This is a genomic window from Flavobacterium inviolabile, from assembly GCF_013389455.1.
In the GTDB taxonomy this organism is placed as follows: domain Bacteria; phylum Bacteroidota; class Bacteroidia; order Flavobacteriales; family Flavobacteriaceae; genus Flavobacterium; species Flavobacterium inviolabile.
This window is the reverse complement of the sequence record NZ_CP058278.1, coordinates 1,475,077-1,493,906: the sequence shown is the minus strand read 5'-3', so window position 1 is coordinate 1,493,906 and position 18,830 is coordinate 1,475,077. Positions and strand designations below refer to the sequence as shown.

The 18,830-nt window shown below is 40.4% G+C and carries 12 protein-coding genes, 1 tRNA gene and 2 rRNA genes; 2 read left to right on the top strand and 13 right to left on the bottom strand.

Annotation, left to right across the window (positions count from 1 at the left end; genetic code table 11):
- Positions 1-133: 133 nt before the first annotated feature.
- The 9 genes from HW120_RS06495 to HW120_RS06455 all read right to left on the bottom strand — a co-directional run bounded on the left by HW120_RS06495 (position 134) and on the right by HW120_RS06455 (position 9,780).
- On the bottom strand, positions 134-1,285 hold the full coding sequence (locus HW120_RS06495) for an aspartyl protease family protein (protein ID WP_177732263.1): 1,152 nt from the start codon (positions 1,283-1,285) through the stop codon (positions 134-136).
- A gap of 197 nt (positions 1,286-1,482) precedes the next feature.
- The gene (locus tag HW120_RS06490) at positions 1,483-2,979 is read right to left on the bottom strand and encodes a serine hydrolase (RefSeq protein WP_177732260.1); all 1,497 of its coding nucleotides are present in this window, start codon (positions 2,977-2,979) and stop codon (positions 1,483-1,485) included.
- 87 nt (positions 2,980-3,066) lie between these two features.
- A complete protein-coding gene (locus tag HW120_RS06485; protein WP_177732258.1) occupies positions 3,067-3,642 on the bottom strand; it encodes a helix-turn-helix domain-containing protein in 576 nt (191 codons plus the stop codon).
- 436 nt (positions 3,643-4,078) lie between these two features.
- Positions 4,079-4,618 (bottom strand): DUF3575 domain-containing protein, encoded by a 540-nt coding sequence (locus tag HW120_RS06480; RefSeq protein ID WP_177732255.1) that lies wholly within the window; start codon positions 4,616-4,618, stop codon positions 4,079-4,081.
- A gap of 369 nt (positions 4,619-4,987) precedes the next feature.
- Positions 4,988-5,065: transfer RNA gene (locus tag HW120_RS06475), tRNA-Val, on the bottom strand.
- Positions 5,066-5,156: 91 nt separating this feature from the next.
- Positions 5,157-6,371 (bottom strand): bifunctional folylpolyglutamate synthase/dihydrofolate synthase, encoded by a 1,215-nt coding sequence (locus HW120_RS06470; protein ID WP_177732252.1) that lies wholly within the window; start codon positions 6,369-6,371, stop codon positions 5,157-5,159.
- 32 nt (positions 6,372-6,403) lie between these two features.
- Positions 6,404-7,285 carry an energy transducer TonB family protein gene (locus tag HW120_RS06465; RefSeq protein WP_177732249.1) on the bottom strand — a complete coding sequence of 294 codons (882 nt, stop codon included), beginning with the start codon at positions 7,283-7,285 and terminating at the stop codon, positions 6,404-6,406.
- A gap of 122 nt (positions 7,286-7,407) precedes the next feature.
- A complete protein-coding gene (locus HW120_RS06460) occupies positions 7,408-8,634 on the bottom strand; it encodes a Glu/Leu/Phe/Val dehydrogenase dimerization domain-containing protein (RefSeq protein ID WP_177732246.1) in 1,227 nt (408 codons plus the stop codon).
- Positions 8,635-8,709: 75 nt separating this feature from the next.
- Positions 8,710-9,780 carry an anhydro-N-acetylmuramic acid kinase gene (locus HW120_RS06455; RefSeq protein ID WP_177732243.1) on the bottom strand — a complete coding sequence of 357 codons (1,071 nt, stop codon included), beginning with the start codon at positions 9,778-9,780 and terminating at the stop codon, positions 8,710-8,712.
- 96 nt (positions 9,781-9,876) lie between these two features.
- On the opposite strand from HW120_RS06455, the gene HW120_RS06450 reads away from it, so the two are divergent.
- Together HW120_RS06450 and HW120_RS06445 are read left to right on the top strand one after the other, a co-directional pair.
- A complete protein-coding gene (locus HW120_RS06450; protein WP_177732240.1) occupies positions 9,877-11,016 on the top strand; it encodes an acyl-CoA dehydrogenase in 1,140 nt (379 codons plus the stop codon).
- Positions 11,017-11,098: 82 nt separating this feature from the next.
- Positions 11,099-13,510 carry a hybrid sensor histidine kinase/response regulator gene (locus tag HW120_RS06445; protein ID WP_177732237.1) on the top strand — a complete coding sequence of 804 codons (2,412 nt, stop codon included), beginning with the start codon at positions 11,099-11,101 and terminating at the stop codon, positions 13,508-13,510.
- Here the strand turns inward: HW120_RS06445 and HW120_RS06440 are convergent.
- The 4 genes from HW120_RS06440 to HW120_RS06425 form a co-directional block, all read right to left on the bottom strand.
- A complete protein-coding gene (locus tag HW120_RS06440) occupies positions 13,507-14,874 on the bottom strand; it encodes a sigma-54-dependent transcriptional regulator (protein ID WP_177732234.1) in 1,368 nt (455 codons plus the stop codon). The genes HW120_RS06445 and HW120_RS06440 overlap by 4 nt on opposite strands.
- A 149-nt stretch (positions 14,875-15,023) precedes the next feature.
- A complete protein-coding gene (locus HW120_RS06435) occupies positions 15,024-15,326 on the bottom strand; it encodes a hypothetical protein (RefSeq protein WP_177732231.1) in 303 nt (100 codons plus the stop codon).
- 285 nt (positions 15,327-15,611) lie between these two features.
- Positions 15,612-15,721: ribosomal RNA gene (gene rrf / locus HW120_RS06430) — 5S ribosomal RNA — on the bottom strand.
- A 142-nt stretch (positions 15,722-15,863) separates the two neighbouring features.
- Positions 15,864-18,745 (bottom strand): 23S ribosomal RNA (locus HW120_RS06425).
- Between the last annotated feature and the right edge of the window lie 85 nt (positions 18,746-18,830).

Genomic DNA, 18,830 nt, shown 5'->3' with positions numbered 1-18,830 from the left:
AACCACAGCTAAGCTGTGGTTTTTTTTATAAAATATCGGGAATTACAGCCAGACGGCCGCTCCCCTTTTAATACCATTTAAAATTACCGATATCATGGATTGCTTTGAAGCAGGAATTTTCCAAAAGCACACCTTATGTCTTTTCGATATAATCCACATTAAACAAATGACTCGGCTGCAGGTAAACAACGTTTTCCTGAAAATCCATAAAAGTATTAAACCTTTTCAAGACCTCATTCCCCAGAATATGAATGTTGGCATCAAACATCGTTTTACTGGTTGTCATTATTTGTGCAGGAACATTTTTAAGTTCGTGTTTCCCTATTTTCAGGCTTTCCAGATTTGAGGTTATTACAGGAATTTCGTTGTTCTTGGTACCGCGCATGATCACTTTCTTAATCACTTCCATTTGATCGGCAGGAAATTTTTGTTCTCTTAGCAGGTCATTATCCAGCATTACAGTTCTTTGGTAACCCGTATCAAACAGGAACCAGTCGTTTACTTTAGTTCCGCGATGGGCAATTTGTGCCGCTGTAAAAAAGCGGTAATTAAAATACTTCATATTCAGTTTTACAGCTGCTTTGTCACGCTTTAAAGCTTTAGGCAGCCTGGAATGTATCACCATTATATTTTTATCATAATTAAGCTCTACAATCATTCCGTCAAAAAGATCCCAGCCTATAAGCCCGTCGGTACCATTTCCTGTTACCTTGGTATCGTATACTTTCGTTTTATACACCCTGCTCCCGATCGCAACTTCGTAAGGGGTGTTGTAAAGTTTCAATTCACTTTTCACTTTATTATTCAGCGTTTCTTCTATCAGCACCAGCTCTGTGCCTCCGGAATCGAAATTCAGGTTTAAGGTATCTATTTTATTCAGGACAGCCTTAACGGAAATCGTATTCTGGCTATTGATGAAAAGCGGAATCGTATCATGGATTTCCGGCTTTAATTTCCTGAAATCTTTGATTGCCGGACTTTCAATTCTTGTATAGCAGGAATCCTTGCCATTCAGCAAAACAATAAAGTCTTTGTACTGCCCCGGTTTCAGGATAAAGCCGATGGAATCAATATCGGTTTTAAATTTTATGGCTGTCGGACGGATCAGTTTATTGGTCGTAAAAGCATCTATTTTTATTTCCGGACTTACGTTCCATTTTCTTTTGAGCTGTCCCTCTTCGTGTATAGTCGCCGCTTTGGAGGCAGCCTTTATAACCGGCAGGCTTTGCTGAGAAAATCCATACGTTGTCAAAAAAAGAAAAAGGATTTGAAGTAGCTGTTTCATTAAGATGTGGTTTTATATGATATCACTTACAAATATAAACGGTATCACTCTTAAATAAAACACAAAATAGCAGCACCGGGTTCTTGCTGTTTCTATTTAAATAACTATTACTTGTTGTATGAATAAAAAACCGGGTATCCCGCTTCTGGTATTACCTATAAAGCACAGACTAAAAACATGAAGGCTACCGTACCATATTATTCTGCATGCATTTCTATAGCTATTATTTTTCTTCCGTATTCGCCCAGATAGTGCGTCAGGATTTTTTCATAAGCTTTATAACCCTCATCTGCATTAGTAAATATGATAAGCCCTTGTTTGGTTTCAGGCAATAAAAACACGATTGTCTGACAGCCTTGATCGGCACCGCCGTGCGATAACGCAATCGCTCCGTTCCCTAAATCATAGATTTCAAAACCCAATCCAAAATATTTATCCTTTTTGATGGCAACCTGTTTGCTCATCATAGCAGTAAATACCTTTTCTGATAATCCATCACCATTCAGTACGCTTACCAGAAAATTACCATAATCCGCTATCGTTGTCAGCAAATCATCTGCCGCATTTGCCGTTTTATGCTTAACCGTTTTATAAGGCCTGCCCTGGTTGTTATATCCCCTTGCAAATCTTGTACTATCTGTTCTTTCCGTCCAAATATATTTTGTATCAGCCATCTTCAATGGCTTGAAGATCATTTCTGCCGCTAATTGGTCCAGTGATTTATGAAATTTATTTTCCAATGCTTTCCGCAGGTATTCATACCCCTCTCCCGAATACTGATATTTTGTTCCCGGAGTAAATTCAAAATGCAGCTTTCCATCCTCATTATTCCAACGCCAATTGGGAAATCCTGTTTGATGTGTAAGAATATGTCTTGTCGTCAATATTTTGTGTTTTTCATCTTGTGCAACATCGGGATCAGTCCAATATTTATAAACAGGCGCATCCAGATTCCATTTGCCTAAACTAACCAATTGTAATGCTACCATTGCAGTCACCGGCTTGGTCAATGACGCTACATTAAAAATAGTATTATAGGGTGCCGAAATTCCATTTTGCAACGATCCGAAAACCTTTACCTGCTGTAATTCTCCATCTTTAATAACCCCGATTCCTAAAGTTGGCAGATGGATTTCCTTCATCCATTTTTCTATTGCCGCATCATTATCAAAACCAGCAGCTTGGTAACGGGCACTATCGGTGTCCTGGTGGTCAAAACTCAAACCTTTAGCAAGTTTCCAGACACCTTTTTGCAACAGCCAGACATGCGTAAATTTTGCCGAACCTGCATACGCTTCTTTGTTACCTGAAATGGTTTCGTAAAACCGGTGATCGCCTGTTTGAACCGCTCCATACAAAACGTTTTTTTTATACAGCGGGAAAACCCGGGTACTTCCTGATACCAATTCTCTTCTTGATCGATAGGTTGTTGGTGATTTGCATAATCCATTTCTTAAATCATTAAGAAACTTTTGTTTGTTCGAAATACTATCCTTATCGTGAAAAAATTCAAACTGATCTGCCAGCAGGTTTTCAAATTGGGATATGTCGCAGGTGTTAAACCCTGCATTAAAAAGCAGGCTGTCTTTTAAAAGTATTGTAGTGTATAAACGGGAATTTCGCTCAACTTGAGCTTTACTGTCTGGCGCAAAAGTGATGAGCAAAATGAAGCCTAAAAAAAGTTGTTTTGCCATTGTTCGTGTTTTCGGCAAAGATTAAAAATACGTTTCCGTAAATCATAAAAATCTTCCCGACAATAACCCGACAAATACCTGACAAACTTATATCATACTGAAATTCAACCTATAATACAGCTTTTTATTTCTATCGATCTCCATTGCATTTCTAAGGATTATGTAAATATTCACTAAAGCCAGTACTATCATCGTAAACAATGTAACCTTATTTCCAGGCTTTGTAAAAATTACCATCATAAATATAATGGGCGCTGCAATTGTCCAGATAATCTGAATCGAAATAATTTGCCTGATTACCTGATTTTTCTGCTTCATTGTAAACATCAATACAACCGGAAAAAGAATATTAAGGGGTGGAAGAATGACAAAGAGTATCGACGAAAGATTGATTAGTTTTATTAATGAATAATTTACTAAAACCGGTTCTTCCATACGGATTGCCTTCTCTTCCGGATTTCCTGCAATTGCTTCCTCTACTTTTTTGTGCAGTAACTCTTCTTCTTTAATACCTAATGTCTTTGCTAATATTTTTAGGGTATATCCTTTCGGTTTTGTTCCCGCTTCAATTCTTTGTATTGTTCTTGTCGAAATACCGGATCGATCCGCTAATTCTTCCTGAGTAAGATTTTGTTGCTCCCTTATATTTTTTAATATGGACATTTTAGGGTATAAAAAATTGTAGACTTTAAATAGATGTAAAGGCCATTTGTATGTTAAAAACAACGTGACTTATAACAAAAGTAAATGTACTAATTTAAAAATTACCATTAAGGATCCCATTTTTATTTTACTAAACATGAAGAAGAAAAAAATGCTCCATTATAGCAATTAGCTGTAATAAATACAAAAACCGCTATTGTTACCAATAGCGGTTTTTGTATTAGTGTGGACTGTCAGGGGCTGTAATCGAACACTTAATCCTAATTTTGATTTTTTTCAAAAATATAAAATGAAAAATATTTTGATCTTAAAACTTCTACAACGAAAACAACAATAGCGCGAAATCGTTGTTACCAGTAGTATTAACTGATTGGATATTTTCGTTAGTAACTTTAATTATGCCCGACGTTCTAAAAAGTGTTATTCAATTATTGTTTTAAAATCGATAGCCTACATGAAAACCAAATCTCGCAACTATGGTGTGGTCAGTTTTATCAGCGTTAAATAATAGTTTTCCATAGCCAGCATTAACTTCAAATATAATTCCACTTTTAGTAACCCATTTACTTCCTAAACCAACTCCAAGTGAAAAATCAATAACATCGGGATTTTCTGTATATACTGAATGATCTTCTGATGTGTATATTTTTTTTCCATCTATTGAACTTAACATTCCAAATCCTTCGGCAAAAAAACCAGAAGCAAATTTCTTCCCAAAGTATCTTCTGTAATAGGGTGATACAAAATAATTCATATCCTCATTTTTATTATCATTAAATACATACAAACCCGTAACACCTATGGAAGACTTACTGTTTAAGTTCCTTTCGTAAGTCCCTTCAAATGCACTGCCAACTAGCGGGATAACTACATTTAATTTTAATTCATTTTTTTTCACATTTTCAGCGTTTTCATTTTGAGCATTTACAGAATAAAAGGCAAAGAAAATGATAATTAGTAAATAGTTTTTTTTCATAAAATAGAATTTGATTGTTAAGGTCAAACATATAATAATTTGCTTTAGTAACTGTTAATAATATCTATGCTTTAAGTTAAATGAAACATAATTTTCCTACACATTAAACGATCTTTGAATTAAGCCCAGACCTCTAAATTATGATAAACCGGGGGTAATTATTATGCAGATTACTTAATCTGTTTGTCTTTAATTCCTTTTTTCAAGTTCCCGCGGGGTAAACTTAATCAGACTATAATTTTAAAAAAACTATGATTGACGTTTTTCTGATAAGGTGAGATTTGTTTTTCAAACAGTAAACAAACCAGACGGTTTGTATTAGGAAGGTATATTAAAATAAAAAACTCCTTAAGAAATTAAGGAGTTTTTTGGTGGGCGATGAGGGGTTCGAACCCCCGACCCCCTCGGTGTAAACGAGGTGCTCTGAACCAGCTGAGCTAATCGCCCTTTTTGTTGTTGTAATCAGTAATTGTGTTCCTGATTACGGGTGCAAATATAGGACACTTTTTTATATCTGCAAACAAAATCGAAAAAAAATTTATAAAATTTCCGCTACAACAAAAGTGCTTCCGCCAACGTAGATAAAGTCGTCTTTTCCCGCTGTATGCAACGCTTCCGCATAAGCTTCTGAAACAGAATTATATACTTCTCCAAACAATTCAAATCCTGCTGCTTTTTGTTGTAAAACGGAAGCTTCCAGTCCTCTTTGAACATTTGGTTTACAGAAAAAATATTTTGCATTTTTTGGAAATAAAGGCAGGATCGTTTCCAGATCTTTGTCATTTACCACTCCTAAAACAAAGAATAATTTTTCAAATGGTTCCTTTTTTATCTGATTCAACACAATTTTCAGCCCGTGACTATTGTGTGCCGTATCACAAATTGCTTTAGGATTGCTATGAACCTGCTCCCATCTTCCGTGAAGTCCTGTATTTTTAACCACATGCCACAAGCCGTTTTTTATATTTTCTTCCGAAATCGTAAAAACATTTTTCAGGACATCAATAGTTTGCAATACTGTTTTTTTATTGTGCACCTGGTAATCGCCCAGCAAAGCTATCGGATAATCCTGCTGTTCCAGATCGGAAGCAAAATAAATCTCCGAAGCACACTCTTTGGCTTTTGCAATAAAAACCGGTTGGGTTGCGGCATTATATTCGCCCACAACCACCGGAATACCGGGTTTAATGATTCCTGCTTTTTCAAAAGCTATCGCCTCATAAGTATCGCCTAAAAACTGCGTATGATCAAAACCGATATTCGTGATCACCGAAACCAGCGGTGCAATCACATTGGTCGAATCCAACCGGCCGCCCATTCCTACTTCTATCACTGCAACATCGACCTGCTGGTCCTTAAAATACTCGAAAGCCAGTCCGACAGTCATTTCAAAAAAGCTCAGATGACCGGATTCAAAAAAAGCTTTATTACGCGCTATAAAATCACAAACATACGTTTCCGGTATTTCCACACCGTCAATCTTAATACGTTCCCTGAAATCTTTTAAATGCGGCGACGTGTACAATCCTGTCTTGTATCCTGCTTCCTGCAAAACGGAAGCAATCATTGAAGAGGTCGAACCTTTACCGTTCGTACCGGCAACATGTATCGTTCTGATCCCTTTTTCAGGATTATTCAAATGTTTGCAAAGCAGTAAGGTATTCGTTAAATCTTTTTTATAGGCAGAAGCGCCTTGTTGCTGGAACATTGGAAGTTGTGCAAACATCCAGTTCAAAGTTTCCTGATAATTCATTTGCTGTAAAAGAAAAAGAGTAAAGAAGTTCTTTACTCTGTCAACTTGAAGTTATATATAATTTTCCCGACCTGTTTGTCAGGTGCGCCCGGGTTTGGGTCAAATTTTGTTTGCAGTGCAGCTATTTTAGCCTGGTCCAGCAGACATTTCGCGGCATTGGTTGTCCCCCTTACTCCGGGTTCTGCACCAATAACCTTTCCGTTTTTGTCCACTTCGATCGCTACGGCAACCTGCCCTTCTTCATTGCAGTTATAATTAGGACGTGGTTTCGAAATCGCTTTACGTCCGGCCAGCTGGTAGTTTCCAACACCGGTTCCGTTACCGCTTCCATAACCGCCGCCTTTTCCGGATCCCGATCCGCTGCCTTCACCGGTTCCGTCACCGGAACCTTTTCCACCGCCGGAACCGCCGCCGCCATAATAACCGGAAGCATTTTTATCGCCGTCCAGTTTTCCTTTATTGCCACTGGCTTTATCATCGCCGTCACCACCGTTTTTAGATCCGCCTAACAAATTTGCCAAGGCATCACTGGTCGATTTGGACGGTTTTTTCTCCGGTACCACTGCCGGTTTATCAACCGGTTTTGTTTTTTCTGTCTTTTTAGTTGTTGCCACTACCGGAGCATCGTCATAATCCTGACCGATTATTTCCTCCTCCGGTGCCGGAGCTGCCGGAGTTGCTTTAGCATGATTGGCTACGTTTAAAACCTCGCTCTGGAAGTTTTTCCCGGAACCCACATCGCTATCACCGAAATTTACGGCAATACCACCTCCGCCTCCGCCTTCCAGCTGCATTTGCATGATATCAAGACTGGACGTAAATTTCAAAAGAAACAACAGCGCAACAATAAGCCCGCATAAGATGGTTGTTATTACGAATGATTTCTTTTCCTGTTCCGTTTCGAATCCTTTCATTGTCTATTAAATAAGATGCTTTTTATAGTATTAGCAAATATTATTCCTTTTTATATAACGGAGATAAAGGTAAATAATTATTAGTTAAAAAAAACACCCAACTTTCGTTGGGTGTTTTTTAATTATAAAAGTTGTTTTAGTGCTATTTCAAAGGCTGTCGCACTGATATTTTTCTTGTCAGCATTTAGCGCATGTGCCTTTTCAATGGCTTTGCGAATCGTATCGGACGTATCGTTAAAAATAGCTTCGTCCGTCATCTGAACTTTTTTCTCCATGAAGTAGGCAAATACACGCGCCATACCACAGTTGGAAATAAAGTCAGGGATTAAACTCACTTTGCTATCGGTTTCTTCCATAATAGGACCGAAGAAAATTTCTTTATCGGCAAAAGGAACATTCGCACCACAAGAGATAACTTCCAATCCGGAAGCGATCATGTTGTCAAGCTGTTCTTTTGTTACCAATCTTGAAGCTGCACATGGCGTAAAGATCTGCGCTCCTAAAGTCCAGATTTTAGCATTGATCTCTTCAAAAGGGATCATATTGTCTGCTACTAATTTATTACCGTCTTTATTCAGGAATAATGTTCTGATCTCTTCAAATGTAAAGCCGTCTTCTTTGATCACACCACCGTCTCTGTCGATGATACCGATTACTTTCGCACCCATTTCTGCTAAATAGAATGCGGCAGCAGAACCTACATTTCCGAATCCTTGAACAATTGCTTTTTTACCGGCAACATTACCACCGTAAATATCATAAAAATGACGTACCGCCTGCGCCACACCATAACCGGTGATCATATCGGCAACCGTATATTTTCTGTTGATGTCCGGAGAGAAAGTCGTGTTTTCAATCACTTTTACAACTCCCTGGCGTAATTGTCCAATTCTGTTGATTTTATCAGCTTCTGTCGGTTTAAAATGTCCGTTAAAAACACCTTCCTGCGGATGCCATACCCCACATTCTTCTGTCATCGGAATTACTTCGTGGATCTCATCAACATTCAAATCTCCACCGGTTCCGTAGTAACTTTTTAATAATGGCGAAACCGCTTTGTACCAACGTTGTAATACACCTTTTTTTCTCGGATCGTTAGGATCAAAGTTAATTCCAGATTTTGCACCGCCAATAGCCGGGCCCGAAACCGAAAACTTCACTTCCATTGTTTTGGCAAGTGAAAGAACCTCATTCATGTCTAATCCTTTACGCATACGGGTTCCTCCTCCGGCTGCTCCACCTCTTAATGAGTTGATTACCGTCCAACCTTCTGCTTCTGTTTCAGCATCTTTCCAATGGAATACTACTTCCGGCTCTTTATTTTCGAATTTCTTCAATAAATCTTTCATTGTATATAATTTTATTGTATTGTTGTTTTTTAAGTGGCACAAATATAGCTTGAAACTCTTAAAGTCTCAAAGTTTTTACTGTATATCATAAATTCTTCCGGAACTGTGATTATACCTGGCTCCGGTAACGCTGGCCAGCACATTGACTTCATTCCGAAGTTTTAAAACGCCCAATAATCCGAAGATCAGGGCTTCTTTAAATTCAATTGTTTTCGGATCCGGAATGGCAATGGTCATGTCCGGCAAATGACCTTTCAAAAGTGCAATCAGGAAATCATTGTAGGCACCGCCGCCGGTTACCAGCAGTTTTCCTTTTTTAACCGGCAACGCTTCGGCAATCTGGAAAGCAATATGCTCCGTAAACGTTCTTAACACTGCTTCTGCAGTAATGGGATACAGTTCAATGATCGGGAAAATCGTTTCTTTTACAAATTCAAACCCCAGTGATTTCGGATACTGTTTGCGATAAAACGGCAGCGCATTCAATTCGGCCAGCAAGGCTTCCGAAACAGTTCCCTGAGCAGCCAGCTTCCCTTTGTCGTCATAATCATAACCCAGTTTACCGGCATAAAAATTCAGCACCGTATTTACCGGAGAAATATCAAAAGCGATGCGTTCCCCGTTCTCTTCAAAGGACACATTGGAAAAACCACCCAGATTCAGACAGTAGTCATATTCCGAAAAAAGCAGGCGGTCGCCAATCGGAACCAGAGGCGCACCCTGTCCGCCCAGTTCCACATCCTGAACCCTGAAATCACAAACCACTTTCTGATGAATAAGTGCGGCTATTTCCGGAAGATTGCCAATCTGCAGCGTAAATCCTTTTTCCGGCTGATGCAGTATCGTATGCCCGTGGGAACAGACCGCATCAATTTCCTGAATGTCATGCCGGCTTATAAAATCACGAATCACCTTCGCTAACAATTCCGTATAGTTTTTATTGAGTTCTTTCAGCCGGGATTCAGAATACGAAACGGCTTCTTTTAATTTTACAACCCAATCAGCAGAATAACCCACCGTGGCACTTTCCTGAATTGTATAGGTCCATTTTTGATTTTGAAAAGTAAAAACCAGGACTGCCAGATCAATTCCGTCCAGGGAAGTCCCTGACATTACACCGATAACTTTATATACACTATTTTGCATGGGTTAAAATTAGGCAATCCAGTTGAAAGTATGATATTTATACCCTATATTTGGGAACTTTTTAAAAAAACACGCAAACAAAATACTTAAATTAAAATGGATTTTAAACTGACTGAAGAGCATTTAATGATACAGCAAGCGGCTCGTGATTTTGCTCAAACTGAATTACTACCGGGTGTAATTGAAAGAGATGAACACCAAAAATTCCCAGAAGAACAGGTAAAGAAAATGGCGGAACTTGGTTTCTTAGGAATGATGGTAGATCCAAAATATGGCGGAGCAGGATTAGACAGCGTTTCGTATGTTTTAGCGATGGAAGAAATTGCTAAAATTGATGCTTCTGCTGCAGTTGTTATGTCAGTTAACAACTCTTTAGTATGTGCAGGTCTTGAAAAATACTGTAACGAAGAACAAAAATTAAAATATTTGGTTCCTCTTGCTAAAGGAGAAGTTATTGGTGCTTTCTGTTTATCGGAGCCGGAAGCCGGTTCTGATGCTACTTCACAAAAAACAACAGCAATTGACAAAGGGGATTACTATTTATTAAACGGTACTAAAAACTGGATTACAAATGGTAATACTGCTTCTACTTATATTGTAATTGCACAAACAGATGTAGAAAAAGGACATAAAGGTATCAATGCTTTTATCGTTGAAAGAGGCTGGGCTGGTTTTGAGATCGGACCAAAAGAACAAAAAATGGGTATCCGCGGATCCGATACACACTCTTTAATGTTTACAGATGTTAAAGTACCTAAAGAAAACAGAATCGGTGCAGACGGTTTTGGTTTTAACTTTGCAATGGGTGTATTAAACGGAGGCCGTATTGGTATTGCTTCCCAGGCTTTAGGTATTGCTGCCGGAGCTTACGAACTGGCTTTAAAATATTCTCAGGAGCGTAAAGCTTTTGGTAAAGAAATTTTCAAACACCAGGCAATTGCTTTCAAATTAGCCGATATGGCAACACAAATCACTGCGGCAAGAATGCTTTGCTTTAAAGCAGCCAGTGAAAAAGATGCCGGACAGGATATTTCACAATCGGGTGCTATGGCAAAATTATATGCTTCACAGGTAGCAATGGATACTACTATCGAAGCGGTACAGATTCACGGCGGAAACGGATACGTGAGAGAATACCACGTAGAGCGTATGATGCGTGATGCAAAAATCACCCAGATTTATGAAGGAACTTCAGAAATCCAAAAAATTGTTATTTCAAGAAGCCTTATTTCCTAAGGTTTTCATCATAAAACGAAAAGTCCAACGCAATGTTGGACTTTTTTTTTGAATAAAAATTCAGATAAATTATCTTTATAGAATGAATAAAAAAGCAAAGTCCTTACAATTTAAAGTCGTAATAGGTTATTTCTTTTTAATCGTTATTGCCATTATTTCCGTTTGGTATATCTATTCTGAAATTTTAAAGATTGCCACCCCAAAAGAAACGGCTTCCGAAGAGAATAAGAAAATATTGATGATCAGTAATGTGGTTACCAATCTGTATGCCTCCGAAGCTGTGGGAAGAGCGGCCATGCTTACCGAAAGCAAAAGCAGCATCCGGGAATACCATCGCCTTTTAGACAGTATCAATGCTGAGATCGAGACCATAAAAACGGATGCCGAAGAAAATCAGCTTGCCAAATTTGATTCCATCCAGATGCTGCTGCAAAAGAAAAGACGCAGTATCAGTGAAATTCTGAACTTCCGTAAAAAATACAGCCACGAGAACAATCTGGACAAAGCCATTACTAAAATATACAATGTTAAAGATTCGCTGGTGCTCAATTTCCAGCCCATCAGCCGTGCCCGGAACAATTCGCAGATCCGGAAATTTCTGGACAATGTGCTCAATCCGCATCAACGGGATTCCTTAAGCATTTTACCGGTTTCGAATGACTCGCTGGTACTGGCTTTTGAAAAGATCATTTCGGATGTTGTTACCAAAGAAAACCGCATCAAAAGTCAGCTGTTCATGAGAGAACAGAAACTACTGGATGAGAACAGGGTTATATCCGACCAGCTCCGCAATGTGCTTACTTCCGTAGAAAAAGAAATTCTGCAAAAATCCTATCAGAAGATCAACGATTCCAAATATGCCATCAGCAAAACCACCAAAAATATCGCCTGGATTGGCGCCGCTGCCTTATTACTGGTATTGCTTTTCGGGCTGATTATTATTCGTGACCTGAACATCAATCAGAAATACCGGCAGCAGCTGGAACGCCTTAATTCGGAAAAAGAAGACTTACTCCGAAGCAAGACCATGCTGCTGGCAACCGTAACACACGACATTCAGACACCTTTGGGTAGCGTGATCGGTTTTTCCGATTTATTAAAAAACACACCGGTTACGCCGAAGCAGCTGCAATACCTGGACAACATCAGGCACTCCTCACATTATATTCTAAAGCTGGTGAATGACCTGATTGATTTTTCAAAACTGGAAAACAACAAAATAAAGATTGAAGCAATTAATTTCAATTTTAAGGATCTGATTGAAAATACCTGCCAGCCATTGGTTCCGAATGCTGCTAACAAAGGGATCCAACTGCGCTGGGATGTCCCTGAAGAACTGGATGCACTTTATATTTCCGATCCGTACCGGATCAAACAGGTTCTGACCAATCTGGTTACCAATGCCATTAAATTTACCCAGGAAGGTTCTGTAAGTGTTTCCGTTAGCAAAGACGCCGACTGGATTTCGATTGCCGTTACCGATACCGGAATCGGAATTCCGAAAAACAAGCAAAAAGCCGTGTTTAAAGAATTCACTCAGGCACATTCGGGTATTGAGAAGAAATTTGGCGGTACCGGATTAGGGTTAACCATCGCCAAACGCATCATGGAGCTTTTAGGCGGCAGTATTTCACTGGAAAGCAAAGAACATACCGGATCGACCTTTACGGTTAAAATCCCGAATGTAAAAGCCCCGGATCAAAACCGGCATTCCGTTTCCGACAATCAGGAAAAGAAATACGATTACCTGGAAAACAAACAGCTGTTAATCGTTGATGACGATCCTATGCAGTTAAAACTGATGGAAGAAATATTTGCCAATTATCCGGTTTCGGTTACCACAACAACCGATGCTTCCAAAGTGGTGGCTTTGTTAAAACAAAATCATTTCGATTTAGTACTCAGTGATATTCAAATGCCCAAAATGGACGGTTTTGAATTGGTCGAAAAAATAAAACAGGACGCTTCCATCCGGAAAATCCCCGTAATTGCCCTGACAGGCAAACGCGATCTAATCCAGGAAGATTTTATCCGGAAAGGATTCATCACTTTTCATCCGAAACCGATTCAGCTGGATAAGTTATTACAGCAATTACAGGCTATTTTTGAAGGAAATACCCCGGTAGAAATAAAATATGACACGGCGGTGGAAAGTACCGAAAAACTATATGACTTAAGCAGTCTGAACCAGTTTACCCAGAATGACAAAACTGCCCTGAACAACATCATAAAGGTTTTTATAAAAAGTAGTACCGAAAATATGGAAGCGCTAAACACGGCTGCTCAAAATAACGACTGGGATGCCGTTGCACAGCTCGCACACAGGCTGATTCCGATGTTAAAACAAATGGAAGCCTATGCTATTGTAGACCGGTTGATCCCTTTGGAAGACAAAACACTGGATCTTAAGGCAGCGGATCGTACCGTTTACCTGAAAACACTGACCGACCAGATGAACAACCTGATCGAAAAACTCAACATCGAGCTGGATTAAAGCTCGATGTTGTACAGTTTTATTTTATTGTAGAGTGTTTTTCTGTCTATACCCAGCAATTGGGCTGCTTTGGTTTTATTGAATTTCACTTTTTCCAGGGCATCAAGGATGGCTTTTTCTTCATCCTTTGACGAGTAAAGCAAAAATTCGCTTTCGTTTTTATCCTGAAAATTGTTTTCAAACATTTCCTGAGGCAAAACCTCTTTTAAAACCGTATCGCCTCTGGACAATAAAACGGAACGTTTGATAATGTTTTTCATTTCTCTTAAATTCCCCGGCCAGTCATACGTGAGAAACAAATCGGTGACATCCGGAGAAAATCCCAGCACATCTTTTTCAAGATCACTATTTGCCATTTCCAGAAAGTGATTGGCAAAAATCAGTATGTCGTTTTTTCTTTCGGAAAGCCTTGGCGCCTTAACGCTAAACTCGTTCAGACGATGGTATAGATCCTCTCTAAAATCGCCTCTTTTCACCGCTTCCTGTAAATCTTCATTGGTTGCCGCGATAACGCGTATATCGACACCCACTTCGGTATTACTGCCCACCGGTTTTATTTTGCGTTCCTGCAAAGCCCGGAGCAGCTGTATCTGGACTTCATAGGAAAGATTCCCCACTTCATCCAAAAATAACGTTCCGCCATTAGCCGCTTCAAAATGACCTGTTTTATCATTGATCGCACCGGTAAAAGATCCTTTTAAGTGGCCGAAGAATTCACTGGAAGCCAGATCTTTCGGAATAGCTCCGCAGTCGACCGCAATAAACGGTTTGTCTTTTCGCTTGCTTTGCAAATGTATTGTATGGGCAATATATTCTTTTCCGGTTCCGCTGTCGCCTATAATCAGGACAGACATATTGGTTGGTGCCACTAAACCGATATAATCATGCAGCTGATTGGAATGATCGCTTATTCCTTTTACAAAAGGGAAATCCTGGTTTTGCGGCTTCTTTTTTTCTTTTACAGGAGCATCCGTCACTACTGCAGCAGTCTGCGGCATTCCTTTCTTTGACAACGCCTGGTTGATAGTGTGCAGGATTTCATCCGGATTTATCGGTTTCCCAACGTAGTCAAAAGCACCCAGCTTAATTGCATTTACTGCTGTTCTGATTTCAGTATAACCCGTCATCAGGATAACCTGTGTGCTGAAAGATTTTGATTTAATTAATTTTAAAAGCTCAATCCCATCTTTATCCGGCAAGCGTATGTCTGTAAGTACAATGTCAAAGCTGTCGTTTTCCAAAGCCGTCTCTGCTTCTTTTGCAGAAAAAACATTGGTTACAGCGAATCCCTTTTTCTCCAAAAAGGTTTTCAGCATTACACAGAAAGAGATATCGTCATCAACAACTAATATTTTCGAACTCATCTAAAATTAAATTTGAAACCGTACAAATTTAACGTTTTTGGTTGTTAATAAATGTTAAGTCCAAAAAGTATATAAACAATAAAAGGAGGCAAAGCCTCCTCTCACTGAGTAGAAAAATTCTACTTATTCACCTTACTACATTCCAATAATTAAGCTTCTTTGATGAATTCGCCTGTTGATGAAAACAACGCTACTACAGACTTTCCGTCTTTTTGTAATGTTAATTTGTATTCACCGTCAGCGGCAACAGCAGCACCGGTTAAGGTGTATCCTGCATATTTTTCACCAATTTTTTTCAACGCATCAGCACTTACTTCTGATGGTTTAATTTCTTTATATTCTTTATCCTGATAGATAGCAATTGATGGAACCTCTGAAATTGAAACGTTGTTTGCCATAGCAATTGTTCCTAATCCTAAAACTAAAACTGTTGATAAAAGTAAATTTTTCATAATATTAAATTTTACAGGTTGTTAAATTGTGTTACACTAAACCTATATGAAAAAAACATACCAGAATGCCAACAGCAACAGCAAATACACGCAACCAATTGAAAAACAATTTTTTACAATAAAAAACAAAATTATTTATTTAGAAAAAACAATGTAGAAACTGTTACAGTGTGTAGAATTATTCTACATTTTAGTCTGGAAAAAGTGTGGAGAAAGGGTAATTGCCTGATTCGCAATTTTATTTAAAACAAAAAACCCTATCCGTTATGGATAGGGTTTTCAAAAGAAAGGCGGCGACATACTCTCCCACAGGATTGCAGTACCATCTGCGCAGGCGGGCTTAACTTCTCTGTTCGGAATGGGAAGAGGTGAGCCCCGCCGCAATAACCACCTTAATAGGTACCATTGCTTTGAGCAAGGTTTCATTGAGTTTGATTTTTTAAACCAAATTCGAATGAACAATATCTTAACATACTGAGATAAAAATTATTTAATCTTAAAAGAAAGTTGCTTCCCCCACCGAAGCGGGGGAACCGCGTACATAAGCTTACGGGTTATTAGTACTACTCGACTATGACATTACTGCCTTTACATCTATAGCCTATCAACGTGGTCATCTTCCACGACCCTTAAAAGAAATCTCATCTTGTGGTGGGTTTCGCGCTTATATGCTTTCAGCGCTTATCCCTTCCAAACGTAGCTACTCTGCGGTGCTCCTGGCGGAACAACAGATACACCAGAGGTTTGTCCAACTCGGTCCTCTCGTACTAGAGTCAGATCCACTCAAATTTCTAACGCCCACAGTAGATAGAGACCGAACTGTCTCACGACGTTCTGAACCCAGCTCGCGTGCCACTTTAATGGGCGAACAGCCCAACCCTTGGGACCTTCTCCAGCCCCAGGATGTGACGAGCCGACATCGAGGTGCCAAACCCCCCCGTCGATATGAGCTCTTGGGGGAGATCAGCCTGTTATCCCCGGCGTACCTTTTATCCTTTGAGCGATGGCCCTTCCATGCGGAACCACCGGATCACTATGCTCTACTTTCGTACCTGATCGACCTGTATGTCTCTCAGTCAAGCTCCCTTATGCCATTGCACTCTACGCACGGTTACCAAGCGTGCTGAGGGAACCTTTAGAAGCCTCCGTTACTCTTTTGGAGGCGACCACCCCAGTCAAACTACCCACCAAGCAATGTCCCCCGCAACGCGGGGTTAGGCCTCAGATAAGCAAAGGGTGGTATTTCAACAATGACTCCACAACTCCTAGCGAAGCCGCTTCATAGTCTCCCACCTATCCTACACATCACTTATCCAAGGGCAATACTAAGCTATAGTAAAGGTGCACAGGGTCTTTTCGTCCCACTGCGGGTAATCGGCATCTTCACCGATACTACAATTTCACCGAGCTCATGGCTGAGACAGTGTCCAGATCGTTACACCATTCGTGCAGGTCGGAACTTACCCGACAAGGAATTTCGCTACCTTAGGACCGTTATAGTTACGGCCGCCGTTTACTGGGGCTTCAATTCAATGCTTCTCCGAAGATAACATCTCCTCTTAACCTTCCAGCACCGGGCAGGTGTCAGGCCCTATACTTCATCTTACGATTTTGCAGAGCCCTGTGTTTTTGATAAACAGTCGCCTGGACCTTTTCACTGCGGCCAGCATTGCTGCTGGCGACCTTTCTCCCGAAGTTACAGGTCTATTTTGCCTAATTCCTTAGCCATGAATCTCTCGAGCACCTTAGGATTCTCTCCTCGACTACCTGTGTCGGTTTACGGTACGGGTACTTATAATCTAAGTTTAGAAGGTTTTCTTGGAAGCCCTTAGGTACACTATCTCTTTGTCCGAAGACTCCGAGTACTATCGCATTTCACCAGTCCCTGCGGATTTGCCTACAGGGCCTATAGCTAAGTGCTTTAACGAACTATTCCGTCAGTTCGCGGTACTTTCATCACTCCGTCACTCCATCACAATTATAAGTAGTACGGGAATATTAACCCGTTGGCCATCGACTGTCCCTTTCGGGTTCGCCTTAGGACCCGACTAACCCTCAGCTGATTAGCATAGCTGAGGAAACCTTAGTCTTTCGGTGTGCGGGTTTCTCGCCCGCATTATCGTTACTTATGCCTACATTTTCTTTTCTAACCAGTCCAGCAATACTCACATATCACCTTCAACCCTGTTAGAATGCTCCCCTACCACTTGCGAATAAATCGCAAATCCATAGCTTCGGTAGTATACTTATGCCCGATTATTATCCATGCTCGTCCGCTCGACTAGTGAGCTGTTACGCACTCTTTAAATGAATGGCTGCTTCCAAGCCAACATCCTAGCTGTCTGGGCAGACAAACCTCGTTTTTTCAACTTAGCATACATTTGGGGACCTTAGCTGATGGTCTGGGTTCTTTCCCTCTCGGACATGGACCTTAGCACCCATGCCCTCACTGCTGGTAAACATTATATAGCATTCGGAGTTTGTCAGGAATTGGTAGGCGGTGAAGCCCCCGCATCCAATCAGTAGCTCTACCTCTATATAACTTAAGCCAGCGCTGCACCTAAATGCATTTCGGGGAGTACGAGCTATTTCCGAGTTTGATTGGCCTTTCACCCCTACCCACAGGTCATCCGAAGACTTTTCAACGTCAACCGGTTCGGACCTCCACTGTGTGTTACCACAGCTTCATCCTGCCCATGGGTAGATCACACGGTTTCGCGTCTACCACTACTGACTATGGCGCCCTATTCAGACTCGCTTTCGCTACGGATCCACACCTGAAGTGCTTATCCTTGCCAGCAACGGTAACTCGTAGGCTCATTATGCAAAAGGCACGCCGTCACCCCACGAAAGGGCTCCGACCGCTTGTAAGCGTATGGTTTCAGGATCTTTTTCACTCCGTTATTCACGGTTCTTTTCACCTTTCCCTCACGGTACTGGTTCACTATCGGTCTCTCAGGAGTATTTAGCCTTAGCGGATGGTCCCGCCAAATTCAGACAGGGTTTCACGTGCCCCGCCCTACTCAGGATACCACTATCCTTATCTTCTCTTACTTATACGGGACTATCACCCTCTTTGGTTAACCTTTCCAGGTTATTCTAATTCAATCCGCAAGAAATGTCGTGGTCCTACAACCCCAATATTGCCGTAACAACATTGGTTTGGGCTAATCCGCGTTCGCTCGCCACTACTTACGGAATCACTTTTGTTTTCTTCTCCTCCGCCTACTTAGATGTTTCAGTTCAGCGGGTTCACTCACCTATCGGTGTACTATGTCTTCAACATAGTGGGTTGCCCCATTCGGATATCTGCGGATCACCTCGTATGTGCCAATCCCCGCAGCTTTTCGCAGCTTATCACGTCCTTCATCGCCTCTGAGAGCCTAGGCATCCCCCATACGCCCTTATTTTGCTTATTGTACTTTTATCTTAAATTCTACTATTGCTAGCAGAACCCAAAATTACTGTGCTTTCTATTTTTTAAATATTTTCTTATCTCAATAT